This is a genomic window from Cytobacillus sp. NJ13 (assembly GCA_030348385.1).
GTDB lineage: Bacteria > Bacillota > Bacilli > Bacillales > Cytobacillaceae > Cytobacillus.
Map to the genome: position 1 here is coordinate 1605235 of JAUCFP010000006.1, position 21231 is coordinate 1626465.

Consider the following 21231-nt stretch of genomic DNA (forward strand, 5'->3'; position numbering starts at 1 on the left):
ATAAAAACCCCTCAACACCAGTGGTGTAAAGGGGTTTACTTTTTAGTACATGCTCAGGTACTGCTCACGCTCCCATGGATGCACTTGCGTACGGAACATATCCCACTCAATTTCTTTTGCTTCAATGAAGTGTTCAAAGATATGTTCGCCAAGAGCGGATACGATGACTTCATCCTTCTTAAGCTCATCAAGTGCAGCTGCCAATGTAGCCGGAAGATCCTTGATGCCTTCTTCTTCACGTTCCTGCTTGTTCATTACATAGATGTTGCGGTCTACTGGTGCCGGAGGAGTCAATTTGTTCTTGATTCCGTCAAGACCAGCTTTTAGAAGTACAGCCATTGCAAGGTATGGGTTTGCAGCAGGGTCTACACTTCTTACTTCAACACGTGTACTTACACCGCGGGAAGCAGGGATACGAATTAACGGTGAACGGTTTTGCGCTGACCAAGCAACATAACAAGGTGCTTCATAACCAGGCACCAAACGCTTATAAGAGTTAACGATTGGGTTTGTTACTGCAGTAAATGCTGTCGCATGATTGATGATTCCTGCGATAAAGTGACGGGCATCCTCACTTAATTGAAGATCGCCTGTTTCGTTGAAGAATGCATTTTTGCCATCCTTGAATAATGAAACGTTACAGTGCATGCCTGATCCGTTAACACCGAACAGCGGTTTTGGCATGAATGTCGCATGCAGGCCGTGCTTGCGGGCAATTGTTTTAACAACCAGCTTGAACGTCTGGATTTGGTCGCAAGCTGTTAATGCATCCGCATATTTGAAATCGATTTCGTGCTGTCCAGGTGCAACCTCATGGTGGGATGCTTCAATTTCAAAGCCCATTTCTTCAAGCTCAAGCACGATATCACGGCGGCAGTTTTCTCCAAGGTCAGTTGGCGCAAGGTCGAAGTATCCGCCATTATCGTTCAGTTCAAGAGTCGGCTCTCCAGCCTGGTCTAGCTTGAATAGGAAGAATTCCGGCTCAGGCCCTAAGTTGAAATCAGAGTATCCTAACTCTTCCATCTCCGCTAAAATACGTTTTAAGTTGCTGCGCGGATCGCCAAGGAATGGAGTTCCGTCCGGATTGTAAATATCACAGATCAAACGTGCAACCTTTCCTTTCTCTGCTGTCCAAGGGAATACCACCCATGTATCAAGGTCTGGATATAGATTCATGTCTGACTCTTCAATACGCACGAAACCTTCGATTGAAGACCCGTCAAACATCATTTTGTTATCAAGAGCTTTTTCAAGCTGGCTGATCGGAATTTCCACGTTCTTGATAGTTCCAAGAATATCCGTAAACTGCAAACGTACGAATTTTACATTTTCCTCTTCTGCAATACGCTTAATATCTTCTTTAGTAAACTTTGCCACTGGTAGTTCCTCCCTTAAATTTACATGAGTGATTTATTTTTTGCTCTGTTAATGTGCGCTCAGAAACCCAAGACAATATCAACGAGCTTAAAAACGGCTTTTTTAATGGAAAAAGCGGTGCATGTTGCCCTGACGCAATGATGAACGATTAAATCGGCCCGCCTGCACAATTTCCTTGCGAAGGAGTTTCCGTATATCTTCATCTGATAGATCACGTCTCGCTTTTTCTGCTTGCTTATTCATGTTTTCAGTTATCGCTTGCTGTTCTTTTACGAAAAATAGCTGCTTGATCCCAGCCATGTTCACGCCTTGATCAATCAAATCTTTAATTTCCAGAAGGACATCGATGTCGTTTAAGGAAAAAAGCCTTCTATTTCCGTCTGTTCTAGCTGGAGAAATTAATTGGTGCTCTTCATAGTAGCGAATCTGCCTGGCGGTCAGATCAGTCAGCTGCATGACAGTACCAATTGGAAAAAGCGGCATGGAACGTCGAATTTCGCTTCCAGTCAACTAATTCTCCTCCTTTTCTATTACTTCTTGAGTTTATTATATGTAATGTCAGATAATCTGTCAACAATATGTTAGCTTTTATAACATGAATTTTTCAAAAAATTTTTTCCTTTCATATTTTCATATAATTCTCAGTAAAGAACAGAAAAGGACAACTAACTATGTAGCTGTCCTTCTTAATATTTACCTAATTTATTTGGACTAAACATTTTTCCAGCAATTGGTTCAGAGCGATGCATACAGCCATTTTCACATGTGAATAAGTCAGTCCGCCCTGAACATAGGCAACATAAGGCGGCCTGATGGGGCCATCAGCCGTCAGTTCAATGCTTGCACCCTGAATAAAGGTACCCGCTGCCATGATAACATCGTCTTCATATCCAGGCATATAAGCTGGATAGGCGGTTACATGGGAATTAACTGGAGATGCAAATTGAATCGCCTGGCAAAACGCCACCATTTTTTCTTTATCATCAAATTGAACAGATTGGATCAAATCGGTTCTATTACTGTCCCACTTTGGGTTGGAGTTCATTCCAAGCCGCTCAAGCAATGCTGCAGTAAAAACAGCCCCTTTCAGCGCCTGGCCAACAACATGGGGAGCAAGGAAAAAGCCCTGATACATTTCCTGAAGGCTGTAAAGGGACGCACCCGCTTCTGCCCCAATTCCCGGTGAAGTCATTCGGTAGGAGCAGGCTTCCACCCACTCCTTCTTACCGACAATATAACCGCCCGTCTTGGCAATCCCCCCGCCGGGATTCTTAATAAGCGACCCGGCCATCAAGTCTGCCCCAACATGGCAAGGTTCGCGGTCTTCAACAAATTCTCCATAGCAATTATCAACAAAAACAATTGCATCCGGCTTAATTTCTTTTACAAACTGAATCATTTCTTCTATTTGTTCGATTGTGAATGATGGTCTTGTTGCGTATCCCTTAGAACGCTGTATGCCAATCATTTTCGTATTCGGTTTTATTGATTTTTCAACTGCAGGATAATCAATGCTTCCGTCTTCATTCAGCGGGATGCTCTTGTATCCAATTCCGAACTCTTTCAGCGAGCCGTTTCCAGTTCCCCGGATTCCAACGATTTCTTCCAGTGTGTCATATGGCTTGCCTGTGATGTACAGCAATTCATCACCCGGCCGCAATACGCCAAAAAGTGCAATGGAAATAGCATGCGTGCCTGATATAATCTGCGGACGCACCAATCCGGCTTCCCCGCCGAAAACTTCTGCATATATTTCCTCCAATGTATCCCTGCCGATATCATCGTATCCATAGCCGGTTGAAGGAATGAAATGCGAATCGCTGACTTTGAAATTTTGAAAGCTCTTTAATACACGGAATTGATTCTCATCAATCCGCTCATCAATGCTCTTTAATACTTCTGAAATTTGCTGCTCCACTTCTTTTACTATCGGCTGGAGCTTTTCCCCTTGTGATAACTGTTGAAACATGATGTTCTCCTAACTATACGGTATATTTCATTAAAGGCCCTGAGATCTGATGGTCTTCGAGGTAATAGCCCTTGCAAACATAGAGTTCCTTGTCTTCATTGAAAGTCAATTCCCTCAGGATGGTTTCGTTCTTGAGCTGTGACAGCAGTTTTCCTTCTGTCGAAGGCACCTCCACATGGTAATGCTTCATCATTCCCAGGATCATCTGCTCGATTTTCCGTTTGAGCTCATTGCGGTCATCTTCTTCAAAGGCACTGATCTGAATCGTTTCTGTTCTGGCGGTCGGGACAAAATCAGGATGCCTTAAATCTCTCTTATTATATACCGTCAGCTGCGGAATTTTATCATTTTCCAAATCTTCTATCAGTTTATTGACTGTCTGCTCATGCTGGTAATAATCCGGATTGGACATATCGACCACATGAAGAAGAAGATCTGCTTCCTTTACTTCTTCCAGAGTGGAACGGAAGGCTGCAATGAGCGTAGTCGGCAAATCCTGAATAAATCCGACTGTATCTGTCACAAGTGTGATAAATCCACTTGGCAAAATCAGCTTGCGGGTCATCGGGTCAAGTGTGGCAAACAGCTGGTTTTCTTCATAGGAATCCGCTTCGGACAATCTGTTAAAAATCGTGGATTTCCCTGCATTTGTATAGCCGACAAGCGCTATTTGGAATGCTTTGTTTTTCTTCCTTCGTTCACGGTATCTGTCACGATGCTGCACAATGACAGAAAGCTGGGTCTTAATATCATCAATGCGGCGGCGGATATGGCGGCGGTCTGATTCAAGCTTGGTCTCACCCGGCCCCCTCGTGCCGATTCCTCCGCCCAGTCTTGAAAGCTGGACACCCTGGCCTGACAGGCGCGGCAGCAGATACTGCAGCTGTGCCAATTCGACCTGCAGCTTCCCTTCTTTAGAACGCGCCCTCTGCGCAAAGATATCTAAAATCAGCTGTGTGCGGTCAATGATCCTGGCATCCAAATCTGCTGATAAGTTGCGAACCTGGCTTGGTGAGAGCTCATCGTTAAAAATGATAATATCTGCTTCCATTTCTTCCTGAAGTGCAGCCAGTTCCTCCACTTTCCCTTTTCCTATATATGTAGACGGATGAACCCGTTCCCTTTTTTGAGTAATCGAAGCTAAAACTTTTCCGTTTGCCGTTTCAGTCAGCGATTCCAATTCTTCCATTGAATATTCAAACCGCTGGTCATCTTCATCAGTATGGCAGCCGACAAGAATGACTTTTTCATAATCTGGCTTATGTTCCAACCAGCATCCCTCTTTCATTTGCTTATTTTAATTGATAACATCATAACAAAAAACATGCTTAAATACTAATTTTTACCGCTATATATAGGCATTTCCACCGTCCATTTAAAAAGTGTTAAAAAAGTATTGTATTTCTTTTTTTCCGTGTTAAAATCATATTGTTTGGAAAGAATTTACGTTTTTAATTGACTGTAATAACATAGATTTAGAGAGTTGCATCATGAGGAGAAATGGCATATGACATGGGAAGTTTTAAGTATGATTGGCACTGTTGCCTTCGCTGTCAGCGGCGCAATTGTGGCCATGGAAGAAGAATATGATATTTTAGGTGTTTATATTCTGGGTATTGTTACCGCTTTTGGCGGCGGGGCCATCCGAAACCTGCTGATAGGTGTTCCTGTTTCTGCCCTTTGGGAACAGGGTTTATTTTTTCAGATTGCCCTTTTATCCATCACAGCAGTAATGCTGTTCCCGAACAACCTGCTCAAACACTGGCAAAAATGGGGCAATTTCACAGACGCAATCGGATTATCCGCGTTTGCCATCCAAGGAGCACTGTACGCAACGGAAATGAACCATCCATTAAGCGCTGTGATTGTGGCTGCAGTACTGACAGGAAGCGGCGGCGGCATAATCCGTGACCTGCTTGCAAGGAGAAAACCGCTTGTATTGCGGTCTGAAATCTATGCGGTCTGGGCTATCCTTTGCGGTTTTGGAGTCGGACTTGGAATCGCCGAAGCACCGTTTGAACTTTACACTTTGTTTATCTTCATTACCGCTTTGCGGGTTTTATCTTACACATATAATTGGAAGCTTCCGGTTAAGAGGCTGGGAACAAGTAAAAGCATCGGATAGCCGATGCTCTTTTAATATTTATAGGGTTGTTAAAAACATTGATATCGCAGGGAAATAAGTAATAATAAATAAATCAAAAACCATTACGGCAATAAAAGGAATCACAGCCTTGATTAATTTATCGTAGGAAACATCAGCTATTCCCTTCACTATAAACAAATCCAATCCAACTGGAGGAGTAATTAAACCGATTGATAAGTTAACAACCATGATTAATCCGAAGAAGACCGGGTCAATGCCTGCTCCGAGAGCAATCGGGAGAAGCAATGGCGTTAGGATCGTAATCGCTGCTGATGCGTTCAGGAAGCACCCTGCAATAAAGAAGATAATATTGAAGATAAATAGTATCAGATATTTATTTTCTGTTGCGTTCATTACAAGCTGTGCAAGCTGCTGCGGAATTTGTTCAGCCGTTAGTAACCATCCGAATAAATTTGCACCGGCTATAATAAAGACAACCATCGCAGACATTTTTCCAGCGTTTATAAACGCTTCGGGTATATCCTTCCAATCCATATCTTTATAAACAAACTTATTAATGATAAAAGCATATGCAGCTGCTACTGCTCCGGCTTCTGTAGGAGTAAAGATCCCTCCCCTGATGCCGAAAATAATGATTAATGGCAAGAGCAAAGCCAATATCCCTTCATAAAAAGTTTTGCGGAATGTTGTGAATTCGAATGTCTTTTTTTCTTCAGAATAATTGTTTTTCCTGGTTAACCAGTAGTTTAACATCATTAAAGACAAGCCTATTAATATCCCGGGTATGATGCCTGCTGTGAACAGGTCTCCTATGGATACTCCTGCAGTTACGCCATATACAATCATGGGAATGGATGGAGGTATAACCACAGCTATTGTGCCCGCACTTGCAACAGTGGCAGCTGCAAACCCTTTATCATATCCCTTTGACTCCATCATCGGTATCATCATTTTACCTACAGCAGCTGTATCTGCAGCACCTGAACCGGATATCCCGGCAAAAAACATACTTGTTAAGGTTGAAACCTGGGCAAGTCCTGCCCTTACCCAGCCCACTGCGGCAAAAGCAAATGCCGCTATTCTTTTACCCATACTCCCTGACATCATAAATTCCCCTGTAAGCATGAAGAATGGAATCGCCAGCAGCGGAAAGGAATCAACTGATGTAATCAAACGCTGTGGAACCACTTCAAGAGGAATATAATAAATGCTTGAAATAAATCCGGAAATGGAAGCTATAATTAAAGATATTGCAATTGGCACACCCAGAATCATTAATAAAAACAATACAGCCAATACTATTATTGCTACCGTCATCAAATTCCCTCCCTTTCAACTAACCCATATTTGTATTTTGGGATTCTACTTGAACGACCACTCTTTCATCCCTTTTTGCAGTGCGCAGCTCCAAAATATTAACCGATGAGTGAACAAAACAGACAATTGAACTGACTAGGACTGCTCCGTAAATAAAAGTCATATTCAGGCCAAGCGAAGGAGAAATTTGCTGAATAGAGAACTTCAATATTCTTGATCCATAAATAATGAGAAACAGAAAAAGTGCACTGTTAATACATTCAACCAGCAGCATGACTCTACTTTTCCATTTTTCAGATAAATAATGATGGAGAATTTCTACTTGGGCATGCCCTTTGCTTTTATATACGATTCCGATCCCTAAGAAAACGATCCATACAAACATGTACCTGATAAGTTCTTCAATCCAGGTTAAGTTGAAAATACTGAAGTCTGCAAAAGGGAGTATACTTTTTGCAATCGCACTTTGCAGGACGTATCTTGAAAATACCTGATACACTGTGGAGATAAAGGCAATGACAAAAAACAAGATAACAATATTTCTGGATAACTTATCCGCTTTGTCACTCAATTTCCCGAAAAAATCACTCATTTCTCTACACCCCCGCCATTTATTTTAAGCTTTCTATCTTATCAAACAGCTCTTTTCCTATAGAATCTTCAAATTCGTCATATACTGGCTTGACTGCTTTTCTAAATGATTCCAAATCCGGATTTTCTTCAATTTGAACTTCCGATTTTCTCAGCTCATCCAGCAACTTTTCCTCATCTTCCAGTGCTATTGCCCGTTCATAATCAACCGCTTCCTTAGAAGCTTCAGATACTGCATTTTGAAGTTCTGCCGGCAAAGTATCAAATGTTGTTTTGCTCATCAGAAAAACTGCAGCATCATAATTATGGGCAGTTAGAGTCAAATAGCTCTGCACCTCATGAAATTTATTTAAATAGATTTGAGCAAGCGGATTTTCCTGGCCATCCACCACTTTTTGCTCCAGAGCAGTATAGAGCTCACCAAAAGGAACAGGAACAGGGGTTGAGCCAAGAGCTTTGATGAATGAGATGTATGGAGGTGACTCCTGGACCCTCAGTTTTAATTTCGCTGCATCGGCACTTGTCTTAATGGGTTTTTTATTATTTGTCATATGCCTCCAGCCATTCTCCATATAGCCGAGGTTGATAAGGCCCCTGTTCTCTAAATCAGAAGCTATCTCTTTGCCTATCTCCCCATCCAGGACCCGAAAAGCATGCTCCCGGCTTTCAAATAAATATGGAAGGTTAAGCAAATTAAATTTAGGGGCGAAATTGGTTACTGGTGCTACTGACCCAATATGAAAATGGATGGAGCCAATTTGCGCTCCTTCTATTTGGTCTCTTCCATTTCCTAATTGGCTGCTTGGAAATATATCAATTCTTATCCGCCCGTTAGATTTTTCTTCCACCAGCTCTTTAAACTTCAATGCCCCTTTGTGGTAGGGATGAGTTTCCGTTTGAAGATGGCCCAGTCTCAAAACATATTCTGCATCCGGCTCTTTGCCATTAACATTGCTGGAGCAGCCGCTCACAAATATTAACAATAGGATTGATAAGATAGACAGAAATACTCTCATATAATTCGCCTCCCGCACTATATTGTAAGCCCTTACAAATACATGATTGAAAAACTGCAAGGATTCATCAGATTTACCGCCGCCAAGTCGTCTACATAAATAAGTTGTTAATATTGTTATTTGATTAGAATAATATGATTTCCCCCTTAAAATTCCTCCTTTTTATTCACTACCCTGCTGATCTATTAAAATCTTTTTTATGGAATGACTTTTCTTAAAGAAGATTACTTGAGTTATGGTACAGTCACCCAACCACTATCCATATTCTATTTATAATTTTCTAAAAAATCAATACTTTCTAAATTTTTTTATTTAATTTTTATATTTTTCTTGATAACCCTTTTTAAAAATGCTTAAATAAAATTAAATTGGTTGGGTCTCCTAACCACCAGACCAATTTCACTAAAAAGGAGGCAGAAGATTGAGCAATGCTGGAGCAACAAAACTGCATAAAGCAAAAACAGTTCCCCTTCACACAAGAAAAAAAATAAAAACCTTAAAGCTTCAAAAGGGCTGGTTAAAAGGAGTCCTGCTTACTTTAATACTTGCTGTATTAGCTGGTTCAATAGCGAAATTACCCATTTTTTCTGTAATGGGAATTATGATTGTTTCCATACTGCTTGGCATGAGCTGGAAAGGCATAATGGATGTGCCAGGCGATGCATCTGCCGGGATTACATTCAGCAGCAAGACTCTTCTTCGTGCAGGGATTATTCTGATGGGATTAAGACTCAATGTTGAACAAATATTTGCCGCTGGTTTTTCTATTATTATTGCCGATATTATTGTAATCGTTTTCACACTTGTCCTTATGATGTATATCGGAAAACTTCTCTCGATCGACCGCCATTTATCCACACTGATTGCAGTTGGAACTGCAATATGCGGCGCTGCTGCCATAGTTGCTGTCGCCCCCCTAATCAGGGCTAAAAATGAATTGACTGCTATCTCCGTAGCTTTTATTGCCATTATGGGTACCATGGTGACAATTATTTATACCTTTATGTTTCCTGTGCTGGATTTAAGCCCCCGTGATTATGGTGTATTAACTGGAGCAACTTTGCATGAGCTTGCTCATGTGATTGCAGCTTCAGCTCCAGGAGGAGATGTCAGCAGTGATACTGCAATTCTAGTAAAACTGGGACGTGTAGCATTATTAATTCCCGCAGCGATTATACTTGGAATGATATTTAATAAGAACAGCTTAAAGAAACAGAAAACAAGACTCAGAGATTTGCCGGTCCCCTGGTTCATCTTCGGCTTTCTGTTTATGTGCCTGGTTAATACTGCAGGTATACTGTCTGATAAAATCACTCAAATGCTGATTGCACTAAGTATTTTCTTATTATCTATGGCCATGGCAGGTTTAGGTTTAGGAGTTAATTATAGTGAATTTAAAAAGTTAAACGGCAAGGTGATTTTCACGGGAGTTATCGGAGCTGCTGCCTTAGCAGCATTAGGATTTTTAATCGTTCATTTTATTTAAAGCTGCCATTAAAGGCAGCTATATTTTCCTTTTTGAGAAAATTAAGATAGCGGTGTTGATTACTTGACCTGTTAATGATTTAATAAAATAGGTTGGGCCATTGAACCATTTTGCCTATAAAAGAATGCCCATCAGTAAACATTGGTTGGAGGGGTAAATTTGGACATTAATAGAAAAGGAATTTCGGAGCAGGTAGCCGATAGTATAAAGAAAAAAATCCAAAATGGCGTATACAGAGCAGGTGAAAAAATCCCTGGCGAAAGAGAAATGGGAATGGAGCTTTCTGTCAGCAGAAATACAGTAAGGGAAGCTTATAAGATACTCGAAGCATATGGGTATTTAACCGCTAAACACGGAACAGGGGTCTTTGTAGCTTCTCCAGAGCAGCAGATACAAAAAATGACTGAAGCGTTCTTTGTATCCTCAGATCAATTTAAAGATTTCTTCTCCGTCAGAAAAATTCTTGAGGAATGGACAGTAAAATGGTCCATTGAGAATTCAAGCCCGGATCTTATTAAGCAATTAGATCAAATCCTTAAGGAAGCAAACGAAATTGTAAGTGGTGACCAGAATTTTGACCGTCTGGCTGAATTAGATCATAAATTTCATATGACTCTTGCAGATCATTCAAATAATGTTGTGCTAGTAAGGATTATGCACTTTTTAATCGATCTGCTGTCCGAGTCACGTACAAAGTCAATTAACATTCCGGGCCGTGCGTTAAAATCTGTTCAAGAGCACGAAAGGATTCTTGAGGCAATAAAACAGCACAACATTGAGTTAGCCCAGGAACGTATGATAGACCATATTGAAAGTGTAGAATGTTCGATTTCACAAAATACATTATCCAACTAAAAAAGCTGTCATGGTGTTATATACCTCATCCAATTGGATGGGGCAATAATCACCATACAGCTTTTTTTATAGAGAAAGACTTTTCCTGGAATGATCAAGTGACATCGCCTCAGGAAAATGGATATTGAATTTCTCACCCAATTCTTTTAATTCCTGTTCCACATTGCCTGATAATTCAATTCCTGTTAATAACCTGCCCTCACTTTCTCTTTTTCTTCTTTCTCCAGGATAGCGTATTTCGCTTACATCTGGTTTCTTAGGCACTTCCTTCATTTCCTGAAGCAGTTTTTGAATGGAAGTAAAGAACAGTGTTAAATCCATAAATTTTTCAATATCTAATAGCAAAAAGAAATGTCCAACATTAGCATTCTCTGTTTCACTATCATCATATAGGTTTTTCACATGAGGGCCAAATGCCGCTCCTGAAAGCACACCAGTTAATATTTCAACCGCAAGTGCAAGTGCAGCTCCTTTTGCACCTCCAAGCGGTAATACAGACCCATTTAAAGCAGCTGCAGGATCTTTGGTGGGATATCCATTTTCATCTATTGCCCAGTCATCCGGTATTTCATTCCCCTGTTTAGCGGCCAATATGATTTTCCCTCTAGCCACTATACTGGTTGATAAATCAATGATTACAGGCTGATCGTTGCCAGTTGGAAAGCCAAAAGCGATTGGGTTGGTGCCAAAGAAAGCTTCCTTCCCTCCCCAGGGTGCAATGCCTGGCGGGGAATTAGTAAATCCTATGCATGCGAAATTCTGCTCGCATGCCATCTGGCAAAAATATGAAGCAGTCCCAAAATGATTGCTATTACGAATCGCGATTGCTGCAGTGCCATTTTCTTTTGCCGTTTCAATGCCTTCTTTAATTGCCTTCCAGCTTACTATATGGCCCAGTCCATTATCGCCATCAACCTGCAGCACGGATGGAGCTTTTTTAGTGACTTTAATATCCGGATTCACATTTATTCTTTTATCCATGAATCGTTTGGCATAAATGGGAAGTCTGCTGATTCCGTGGCTATCCGTGCCTTCTAAGTTTGCTTTTACCAGTGAATCCGCGACAACTTCCGAATAATCTTTGCGCATTCCCATTTTTTCAAGAACTTTTTCACAGAATTCCTTTAGATCCGATTCATTATATTTGTTCATGTCTAAACTCCTTTTTTTCTACTCTCTTTAAAAAAGGATTCTCCCTGCTCATAAATGTGCAGGGAGAAATTAAATCAGGCGCTTCGGTATAGTTTTGTCATGACAAATTCACGATGTCCTAAAGCCTCAGCACTGGTCAATCGGCCATTTACCGTACGGCAAATAACTTCCATTAATTTGTCGCCTGCTTCTTCCAGGGAAATCTGACGGGACAATAATCCCTGTACATCTACATCAATATGCTCGCTCATTGTTCCTGCTGTTATGGGATTTGCGGTAATTTTCACAACAGGCTCAATTGGATTTCCGATAATATTACCCTGCCCTGTTGGGAAAAGGTGGAGTACTGCTCCGCCAGCTGCCATTAACGTAATGCACTCTGCAGCTGCTGAAGAAGTATCCATAAAATACAAGCCATTGCCATTCTCAGGCTTTTCCGCTGGATCAAGTACCCCAATTACATCCTTAGTGCCCGTTTTGGCGATATTACCAAGAGCCTTTTCTTCTATAGTTGATAGGCCTCCTGCAATATTTCCCTGTGTTGGCTGTGAACCAAGCAAATCTACTCCTTTGGATTCGATTTCGCCAACATAATCTTTATAAATAGCCATAAACTTTTCATGAAGTTCAGGAGTTGCCATTCTTTGTGCGATTAGATGTTCCCCACCAGTCAATTCAGATGTTTCCCCAAAAAATACGGTCGCACCGGCATCAACCAGGCGGTCAACTGCCTGAGATACTGTTGGGCATGAACCCAGTCCTGTAGTTGTATCCGATTCCCCACACTTGATGCTGATCGTTAAATCTTTTAGTTCGATCGGTTCTCTCTGCAGTTCAGATGCCCATTGAACATACTCTTTAGCTTTCCATGATGCTTGGCGGATTGTTTCAAAGTCACCATTTCCCTCGATAGAAAAATAGGATACTGGTTTCCCAGTTTCTGCAATACCTTCCGCGATTTTCTTGGACCAGTTTTCTTCAATGCCGATGACAATAACCGCTGCCACATTTGGATTTGAACCGGTTCCTATCATTGTTCTGAAATGAAGATCAAGGTCTGGTCCATACTGAAGTCTTCCATATGCGTGAGGCAGGGCCATCGTTCCTTGAACTTGTCTTGCAACAGCCTCACAGGCAGCATTTGAGATATCATCAACAGGCAAAATGATGACGTGATTGCGTATTCCAACTTTTCCATTTTCTCTGCGGTAACCCATTAGTGTATTATTCATTTTTACCACCTCGCCGTTTTAATATTATGAGTATGGACATAGTCTCCTACAGCCCATTCTGTTGTAGTTAACCCAATTTGAATTCCGTATTTTAAGACTGGCTGATTACTATTTAAGTCCACTAATGAAATTTTATGCCCTAAAGGAATATCCCCGCGAGACTTTACAGACACCTCAGAATTATCATCCATAAAAATTCCGATAACCTGTTCTCCTTCTTTTATTGGACTAGTCGCTACCCCTACATGATCTCCCTTATGATGAATTAAAAACTTATGTGTGCTAACCTCTTTAGACTCAGGAGAATGCGATTCTGCAAGAGTTGTAGATTGACTGTTATTACTCATTCAATTGCCTCCTCTTTATTTTGGTTGGGTGACCCAACCACTGTTTATAGGTTAATTAAACCACTCTTAAACGGTAAAGTCAATTGATTTATTTAAATTTTCGGAAACTTTTTATATTACACATAATGATGGCTGATTCTTCATAACCTTCGCCACTTCCTTTGCCACCAATAAGGACGTTCTAATTTGTGATTCTTCAGTTAAACCAGCAATATGCGGAGTAATAACAGCATTCGAGCAGGACAATAATTTGTTCGACGGGAGGATTGGTTCTGTCTCAAGCACATCCAGAAACGCTCCTGCAATCGCACCATTGGTCAAAGCAGCTGCAAGATCACGTTCATTTATAATACCGCCTCGGGAGGTATTAATAATATAGGAAGTAACCTTCATTGATTGAAGTTCTGACTCGGAGATTAAATACTTGGTTGAAGGTGTAAGCGGAACATGCAAGGAAATGAAATCAGATTCAGCAAGCAGATCTGCTAATGATTCTTTTATTTGAACCCCAGTTTCAGAAACGATGTGATCATAATCCGCAATAAAGGGATCATAACCAATCACTTTCATTCCAAACGATATTGCTCTTTTAGCAACGCGATGTGAGATTTCACCTAATCCTATAAGGCCCAGCGTTTTACCCGCAATTTCTATTCCGGTATATGTTTTTCTATCCCAATTGCCTTTCCTGACATCATAATCAGCAAGATGAAGAGGCCTGGAAACACTTAGCATGGCCATCATTACATACTCGGCCACCGAAGTAGCATTGGCATTTTTAGCATAAACAACTGGGATTCCCATTTTCTTAGCTGATGTTGTGTCTATATTATCAAGTCCAACTCCAAGCCTGCCTATAACCTTTAATTGAGTACCAGCTGCCATTAATTCCAGATCTACATTTGTTTGATTTCTCACAATTAAACCATCGTAAATGTTGATCTTACTTAATAATTCTTCACGGTTACTCCATAGATTCTCTTCATAATCCACTTGAAAGCCATTGTTTATTAACTCTTCAATTCCTTCTTTCCAGATTAATTCAGTAATTAGTATTTTCATTTCTCAAGCTCCTTCCGAATAAAATGGTTAGGTGACCCAACCACTTATAATTATTAAAACACCCCCGTGAATATCGGTCAATGTTTTTTGAAAATTCTTTCTTTAAAATAAAAAACATCAGATTATCCTGATGTTCTTTCGAGATTATACTTAAAAAGACAAACAGAATCACGGTTCAGATGTTTATTTGCCGGATTAAGCTGTTTGTTTGCCAGTTTAGACATTTTCTTTGCTAATTTTCCTATTTGTTTGCGAATACAGGTATTTTTTGTGCAAGTATCCCATTTTATTTGCAGAGTTCACAATTCCATAAAAAATGACCTGCTCAATCCACGAGCAGGTCCCCTCAATATTATTGCTTCACATTCGCCATAATCGTATTTGGATCAAAGCCAATGACCCATTTGCCATTCACATTGATCTGCGGCACTCCCATTTGTCCGGTGGTTGCAACCAGTTTTTGTGCCTCTCGCTGGTCATTCTGCACATTAACCTCTTTATACTCCAGCCCTTTCTCATCCAGAAAATTCTTCACCATTGTACAGTAAGGGCAAGTATTCGTTGTATAAACCGTAATAGTGTTCATTTTATATTCCTCCTTCAATAAAAAACAATGCCAATGTTCTTTGACATTATCTTTTTATTACAATATCCCCTTAATCGGCTTCATCAAACACCAAATCATTGCTTCTGATGGTCATCAGATCATGTTTGTCATAGCTGTTTTGCATTAACAGGCGCATGGCCTGAGCCCGGATTGATTTTTCAATGATATTCCGGATGTAGCGCCCGTTCGAAAAGCTGTTCGGGCTGAGATTATTTTTTACATAGTGTAAGTGCTCCCTCAGCTTCTTTTCGGATTCGTGACTTAAAGTATACTCCCGTTCCTTCAGCATCCGCTCCCCGATTTCCATCAGCTGCTCAATCGAGTAGTCAGGAAAGTCAACAACCAGGGGGAATCGGGAATGAAGACCTGGATTCAAAGTCAGGAAATGATTCATTTCTCTTGAGTAACCCGCCAGTATCAGGATAAATTCATGCTGGCGATCTTCCATATGCTTGACGAGGGTGTCAATGGCTTCCTTGCCGAAGTCTTTTTCGCCGCCTCTGCCTAAAGAGTATGCTTCGTCGATGAACAGGATCCCGCCTATTGCTTTTTTCACCAAATCCCTTGTCTTTTGGGCGGTATGGCCAATGTATTCACCGACAAGATCGGCCCGCTCTGCTTCAATCAGATGGCCTTTTGACAGCACATTCATTTTTTGAAAAAGCTTGCCTATTAATCGGGCAACCGTTGTTTTACCGGTGCCGGGATTGCCTTTGAACATCATATGCAATGCTTGCTTTCCAGCTTTGAGACCGGCTTCTTCCCGCTTTTTATTCACATAAATCCAGGCATAGATCTCCTTGATCATTTTCTTCATCTCTTCCATTCCCACAAGAGCGCCAAGTTCTTCTTCAATTTCTTTCAGGGCTGTATGCTCAGGCGGAATGGCTTTTGGAGCAACTTGGGATTCGGGAAGCTCTTTTGTGTATGTTTTTCGCTTTTGTGAATTGAGCACGATGCTGATCTGTCCGTTATTCTTCAGGCGAATCGGCTGGTCCAAAAGCTATCACCTCACATTCTTAGCACAGTATACGCATAGAAGTAATCGTTGTGACAAAAGCCTATATGCATCCGCGAGATTACGGTTCTTAGGCTAAAATACGACAAATTCCCGTCCATTTCAGCAATCAATGATGCAGGAGTGTCGGTTCATGCGGTTTCCCGAGAAATAAGGTGAAACTTCCATCAGCTATGGCTATACTCCGTTTCAGCATGGCACAGAGTAATTAAGCCGTTCATGATGGACAAGGGAAACGAGCCCGCAATCAGCTTGCTCTCATAGAAACAATAAATTCCCATACCTATATGTATTCAGATAGCGTCCATTTCATTAAATATTTTTGTCTTTCTTATCGGTCCCCGCATAAGAAAATAGCCCGCTTCATTCAAAGCGGGCTTTTCTTCCTGACTGAGTTATATTTTATTGCTGGTTTTCTAAATCCAACTGAACATTGCGCTGGGGAACGAATGTTGAAATCGCATGCTTGTAGACAAGCTGCTGCTTTCCTTCTGATTCAAATAGTACAGTAAAATTATCAAAGCCTTTAATACAGCCTCTAATTTGGAATCCGTTTAATAAGAACACGGTACAATTCGTATTATCCTTGCGTAGCTGGTTAAGAACCTGATCCTGAATATTGATTGCTGATTTCATTATAATCCTCCTCTTTTATCTCTAACATTATGTATTCGATTTTATTTTCAGCTTTCCTTCAATATGAGCAGAAATTTCAGCGAATTTTTTTTCAAACTCATGAGGGTCGGCTGTATCGGACATATCAAACCATTCCACATTCATCTTGTTTCGAAACCATGTTAGCTGCCTTTTTGCATACCTTCTTGAATTTTGCTTCAGATTTCCTGCGGCATCCTCCAGAGAAACACGTCCATTAAAGTATTCATACAGCTCTTTATACCCGATGGCCTGTATGGACTGGCAATCCTTTAATCCCTGATCATAAAGGGATCTAACCTCTTCAAGCAAGCCTTCCTTCATCATGATGTCAACTCGGAGATTGATGCGTTCATATAAGGTATCCCGATCCATGGTCAACCCAATCAGTGCCGTATCATAAAGAAGTTCTGGATCCTGATTCTCCTGATACTGAGACATCGTTTTCCCTGTGCAATGGTAAATTTCCAATGCCCTGACCACTCTTCTAATGTTATTGGGGTGAATTTTTTCTGCACTTTCAGGGTCTATTGCCAAAAGCTCCTTAAAAAGGGCATCGGCCCCTTCCCTTTCGGCGCGTTCCTCCAATGTTTTTCTGAATTCTTCATCTGAAGGGGCATCAGAGAATTGGTAATCATAAATAACGGATTGAATATACAATCCCGTGCCTCCCACGATCATTGGAAGTTTGCCTCTTGAAGTTATCTCTGTGATTTTGCTTCGGACCAGTTCCTGAAATTCAGCTGCCGAAAAGGGATCTTCAGGATTTTTAATGTCAATTAGATGATGCGGTATCCCTTCCATCTCTTCCTCTTTAATTTTTGCCGTGCCGATATCCATGCTTTTATATATTTGCATAGAATCTCCGCTGATAATCTCGGCATTAAATCTTTTCGCCAGCAGAATGCTTAATTTTGTTTTTCCAACAGCTGTAGGGCCAATCAGCACTGCAAGCTTTTCTTTTTCTATCATCTGTTCACTGCCTTTACTGCTATTCTATTTATTATCCTAACATAAAGCAGGAAAATTTTTCAGGTATCATCTTACCATTCTTTTTACAAAAACAGAACATTTATGCATTATGAACAAGTTTTGCCCATTCTATTCGACAATTTTTCTAAAATTTTCTTATAAAATTACAATTTATTAACGATTCCATAACAAACAAAGGCTAACCCCCAAAATCATGTTACTTTATTAGAAGGTTATATGGTGACAATATAAAATTGAAACTGGGTGAATAATTCATGATAAATACATCTGAAATTGGAATTGACTTAGGGACTGCTAATATCCTTGTATACAGTAAAACAAAGGGAATTATTTTAAATGAACCTTCTGTAGTAGCAATTGATACAGAAACGAAAAAAGTGTTAGCTGTTGGTAAAGAAGCGAAGGAAATGATTGGTAAGACACCTGGCCGTATTATTGCGATTCGCCCTCTTAAAGATGGGGTTATTGCTGATTATGATACAACGACTGAAATGCTTCGCCAGGTTATGAGAAAAGCATCGAAGAAAGTTGGATTTGCGATTCGAAAACCTAATGTGGTAGTATGTACTCCTTCAGGTTCTACCTCTGTAGAAAGAAGAGCTATTCAGGATGCAGTACGAAATGCCGGAGCAAAAAAAGTACATCTTATTGAAGAACCGGTAGCAGCTGCAATCGGTGCAGGCATGCCTGTTGATGAGCCTGTTGCAAATGTTGTTGTAGATATTGGCGGCGGTTCAACGGAAGTGGCCATCATCTCGTTTGGCGGCGTGGTAGCCTGCCACTCCATCCGCATCGGCGGCGACAGACTCGATGATGACATTATTCAGCATGTCCGCAAAGAGTATAATGTCCTTATTGGAGAAAGAACAGCTGAAAAAATTAAAATGGAAATCGGCTATGCATTAATCGACCATGAAGAATTGACAATGGAAGTCCGAGGAAGGGACCTGGTAACTGGTTTGCCAAAAACGATTACATTGTCTTCATTTGAGATTCGTGATGCAATGCGAGAAGCCCTCCTGCATATCCTAGAGGCCATCCGTGCCACTTTAGAAGACAGCCCTGCCGAACTGAGCGGTGACATCGTTGACCGCGGAGTTATTTTATCCGGCGGCGGCGCCCTCCTTAACGGCATGCAGGATTGGTTATCCCAAGAAATTGTCGTGCCTGTGCACCTGGCTCCAAATCCACTTGAATCTGTAGCGGTTGGAACAGGGGTTGCATTAAAATATATTGATAAACTTCATACATTGGTTAGATAATTTATAAGAAGAGCATCCATTTTTGCAAAATGGGTGCTTTTTTGTTTATACAGTAGAATTACGGCGCTGATGGGATGGGAAAAAAAGGGTTATGAGCGAAATTTTGTTTTTATGGGCGAAAATCAGAATTTATAAGCGAATTTCTGATTATATGAGCGAAATCTGATTTTTATGAGCAAACCTCCAATTAGTTTACATAATATTATTATTGTCACAATAAAAAAAGACGCCAAACCCACCAGGTTCAGCGTCTTTCGCTCTACATTACCCTTTTAAACATTTTCTCCATTTCATAAGTCGAATAATGAATAATAATCGGTCTTCCATGCGGGCATGTAAACGGATCGGAGGACCTCCGCAATTCATCAAGCAGCGCCTGGATTTCATCATTGCGCAGGTGGTGGTTCGCTTTAATGGAAGCTTTGCAGCTCATCATGATTGCAGCTTCTTCCCGCAGCTTTATAATATCGACTCTCTTCATGGCTAAGAGCTGTTCAATCATATCCTCAATGATTTCCTGTTCCTCGCCTTTTGGCAGCCATTGCGGGTGGGAACGGACGATAAAGCTGTTATGTCCGAACTGCTCCAGAAATACCCCCACTTTTTCAAGCTCGCCTTTGTATTCATCAATTTTGATATAATCATCCGTTGAGTATTCAAAGGTCAGCGGTATGAGCATTTCCTGCAATTCGCTTTCAACCTGGCCGACTTTCTCCCTGAAATACTCGTACTTGATCCGCTCCTGCGCGGCGTGCTGATCAATGATATAAAGACCACGGTCATTCTGGGCAAAAATATAAGTCCCATGCATTTGCCCGATCGGATAGAGCGGCGGCACCCGGGATGGCTCCTCCACTGTGGCGGACTCTGCGAAAAATTGTTCCCGTCCTGCAGCTCTCGGCTCTTCAGGCTGGAATAAATACTGATTCACTTCAGGCTTTTCTTCAGCAGAAGGGCTAAAATCCATGAAAGGACTATCCTGCACTTCGGGTGATTCTGCTGCTGGCGGTTCAGCTGGAGGACTTTGCGGACTTTGCAGAACTCCCTCATTCGGATACTGCCGGACAGCTTCCTCCCTCGTTTCACGCACATAAGCAGGCACATGCTCCCGATGCTCCGGCAAATGATCCAGATCAAGTGCAGTCTGTTCCGATTTAGGCTTCATGCTCTTCGGCTGTGTAAATCCCGAAGGAATCAGTTCCTCTTTTTTAAATGCAGCCTTCAAAGCACCTGATACAAGTTCATTCAATTCATGTTCCTTGCTTAAGCGTACCTCCATTTTCGACGGATGGACGTTCACATCAACAAGGAGCGGATCCATTTCAATGTTCAGGAGCACAATCGGGTAGCGGCCGATTGGCAGCAGGGTATGATACCCCTCCTGAATGGCTTTGGCCAATGAGTAATTCTTGATAAAGCGGCCGTTGATCATCGTAGAAATGTAATTTCTTGATGCCCTTGTAATCTCTGGCAGAGCTGCATAGCCGCTGATTTTGAAATCAAGAGAACTTGCCTCAATTGGAACCATCTTTTTCACAATAGTTAGCCCATAAATTGCAGCGAGCACCTGCCTGACATCCCCGTTTCCGTTCGTCTGCAGGAGCTTTCGCTCATTATGGACCAGGCGGATGGCGACCTCCGGATGGGCAAGCGACAGCCTGTTAACCACATCCGTAATATTGCCAAGCTCTGTGTGAATCGTTTTCATATATTTAAGCCGTGCCGGCGTGTTGAAAAATAAATCCGTTACGGTCAGGTCAGTCCCTTTTCTGCCGGGCGCCTTTTCTATCACTTCCACTTTTCCGCCTTCGATGACAACACGTGTGCCGGCATCCCCGGTTGAGGTTTTCATCTCAATCCTGGAAACCGACGCAATACTTGGCAATGCCTCGCCGCGGAATCCGAGCGTGCGGATGCGGAAAAGGTCATTTTCGTCTTTAATTTTACTGGTAGCATGACGATGAAAGGCATTCAGGACATCATCTTCCTCAATGCCATCGCCATTATCGATGATGCGGATTTTGGCCAGGCCGGCTTCTTCCACTTCGATTTCAATAATCGTGCTTCCTGCATCAATCGAATTCTCCATCAATTCTTTTACCACTGATGCAGGCCGCTCCACCACCTCGCCGGCAGCGATTTTATTAGAAAGCGCATCATCCAGCTGAATGATTTTCCCCATCTCG

Annotated in this window: 20 protein-coding genes; 4 read left to right on the forward strand and 16 right to left on the reverse strand. The window is 41.5% G+C overall.

Going from position 1 to position 21231, the window contains the following annotated elements:
• Positions 1-42: 42 nt before the first annotated feature.
• The 4 genes from glnA to hflX form a co-directional block, all read right to left on the reverse strand.
• Positions 43-1377 (reverse strand): type I glutamate--ammonia ligase, encoded by a 1335-nt coding sequence (gene glnA / locus QUF73_07770; protein MDM5226106.1) that lies wholly within the window; start codon positions 1375-1377, stop codon positions 43-45.
• Positions 1378-1479: 102 nt separating this feature from the next.
• Positions 1480-1887: a MerR family transcriptional regulator gene (locus QUF73_07775; protein MDM5226107.1), complete on the reverse strand. Its 408-nt coding sequence runs from the start codon at positions 1885-1887 to the stop codon at positions 1480-1482.
• Positions 1888-2074: 187 nt separating this feature from the next.
• A complete protein-coding gene (locus QUF73_07780; protein MDM5226108.1) occupies positions 2075-3346 on the reverse strand; it encodes a methionine gamma-lyase family protein in 1272 nt (423 codons plus the stop codon).
• Positions 3347-3359: 13 nt separating this feature from the next.
• Positions 3360-4616 (reverse strand): GTPase HflX, encoded by a 1257-nt coding sequence (gene hflX / locus QUF73_07785; protein MDM5226109.1) that lies wholly within the window; start codon positions 4614-4616, stop codon positions 3360-3362.
• A 237-nt stretch (positions 4617-4853) separates the two neighbouring features.
• Here hflX and QUF73_07790 point away from each other — a divergent pair, with 237 nt between their 5' ends.
• Complete coding sequence (locus QUF73_07790) at positions 4854-5471, forward strand: trimeric intracellular cation channel family protein (GenBank protein ID MDM5226110.1); 618 nt, start codon at positions 4854-4856, stop codon at positions 5469-5471.
• A gap of 18 nt (positions 5472-5489) precedes the next feature.
• Here the strand turns inward: QUF73_07790 and QUF73_07795 are convergent, their stop codons facing one another.
• Genes QUF73_07795 through QUF73_07805 form a run of 3 tightly spaced genes read right to left on the reverse strand, consistent with a single transcriptional unit; the run spans position 5490 to position 8377 of the window.
• Positions 5490-6770 carry a TRAP transporter large permease gene (locus QUF73_07795; protein MDM5226111.1) on the reverse strand — a complete coding sequence of 427 codons (1281 nt, stop codon included), beginning with the start codon at positions 6768-6770 and terminating at the stop codon, positions 5490-5492.
• A 19-nt stretch (positions 6771-6789) separates the two neighbouring features.
• Positions 6790-7362: a TRAP transporter small permease gene (locus QUF73_07800; protein ID MDM5226112.1), complete on the reverse strand. Its 573-nt coding sequence runs from the start codon at positions 7360-7362 to the stop codon at positions 6790-6792.
• A gap of 19 nt (positions 7363-7381) precedes the next feature.
• On the reverse strand, positions 7382-8377 hold the full coding sequence (locus QUF73_07805) for a DctP family TRAP transporter solute-binding subunit (protein MDM5226113.1): 996 nt from the start codon (positions 8375-8377) through the stop codon (positions 7382-7384).
• A gap of 421 nt (positions 8378-8798) precedes the next feature.
• On the opposite strand from QUF73_07805, the gene QUF73_07810 reads away from it, so the two are divergent.
• Together QUF73_07810 and QUF73_07815 are read left to right on the forward strand one after the other, a co-directional pair.
• Positions 8799-9863, forward strand: a complete 1065-nt coding sequence (locus tag QUF73_07810; protein ID MDM5226114.1) for a YeiH family protein — start codon at positions 8799-8801, stop codon at positions 9861-9863.
• A gap of 159 nt (positions 9864-10022) precedes the next feature.
• Positions 10023-10718 (forward strand): FadR/GntR family transcriptional regulator, encoded by a 696-nt coding sequence (locus QUF73_07815; GenBank protein MDM5226115.1) that lies wholly within the window; start codon positions 10023-10025, stop codon positions 10716-10718.
• 66 nt (positions 10719-10784) lie between these two features.
• On the opposite strand, the gene QUF73_07820 is transcribed toward QUF73_07815, so the two are convergent.
• The 8 genes from QUF73_07820 to miaA form a co-directional block, all read right to left on the reverse strand.
• Positions 10785-11870 (reverse strand): Ldh family oxidoreductase, encoded by a 1086-nt coding sequence (locus QUF73_07820; protein MDM5226116.1) that lies wholly within the window; start codon positions 11868-11870, stop codon positions 10785-10787.
• Positions 11871-11944: 74 nt separating this feature from the next.
• Positions 11945-13102, reverse strand: coding sequence for a UxaA family hydrolase (locus QUF73_07825; protein MDM5226117.1), 1158 nt, complete (start codon positions 13100-13102; stop codon positions 11945-11947).
• Positions 13103-13104: 2 nt separating this feature from the next.
• Positions 13105-13449: a UxaA family hydrolase gene (locus QUF73_07830; GenBank protein ID MDM5226118.1), complete on the reverse strand. Its 345-nt coding sequence runs from the start codon at positions 13447-13449 to the stop codon at positions 13105-13107.
• A 111-nt stretch (positions 13450-13560) separates the two neighbouring features.
• On the reverse strand, positions 13561-14511 hold the full coding sequence (locus QUF73_07835; GenBank protein ID MDM5226119.1) for a hydroxyacid dehydrogenase: 951 nt from the start codon (positions 14509-14511) through the stop codon (positions 13561-13563).
• Positions 14512-14863: 352 nt separating this feature from the next.
• Positions 14864-15097: a glutaredoxin family protein gene (locus QUF73_07840; GenBank protein ID MDM5226120.1), complete on the reverse strand. Its 234-nt coding sequence runs from the start codon at positions 15095-15097 to the stop codon at positions 14864-14866.
• Positions 15098-15167: 70 nt separating this feature from the next.
• Positions 15168-16118 (reverse strand): stage V sporulation protein K, encoded by a 951-nt coding sequence (gene spoVK, locus QUF73_07845; protein ID MDM5226121.1) that lies wholly within the window; start codon positions 16116-16118, stop codon positions 15168-15170.
• Positions 16119-16538: 420 nt separating this feature from the next.
• On the reverse strand, positions 16539-16772 hold the full coding sequence (gene hfq / locus QUF73_07850) for an RNA chaperone Hfq (protein MDM5226122.1): 234 nt from the start codon (positions 16770-16772) through the stop codon (positions 16539-16541).
• Positions 16773-16799: 27 nt separating this feature from the next.
• Complete coding sequence (gene miaA / locus QUF73_07855; GenBank protein ID MDM5226123.1) at positions 16800-17762, reverse strand: tRNA (adenosine(37)-N6)-dimethylallyltransferase MiaA; 963 nt, start codon at positions 17760-17762, stop codon at positions 16800-16802.
• Between the two features lie 275 nt (positions 17763-18037).
• On the opposite strand from miaA, the gene mreBH reads away from it, so the two are divergent.
• Complete coding sequence (mreBH, locus tag QUF73_07860; GenBank protein MDM5226124.1) at positions 18038-19045, forward strand: rod-share determining protein MreBH; 1008 nt, start codon at positions 18038-18040, stop codon at positions 19043-19045.
• Positions 19046-19304: 259 nt separating this feature from the next.
• Here mreBH and mutL read toward each other — a convergent pair whose 3' ends face one another.
• Entirely contained in the window at positions 19305-21227 is a 1923-nt protein-coding gene (gene mutL / locus QUF73_07865; protein MDM5226125.1) for a DNA mismatch repair endonuclease MutL, read from the reverse strand.
• Between the last annotated feature and the right edge of the window lie 4 nt (positions 21228-21231).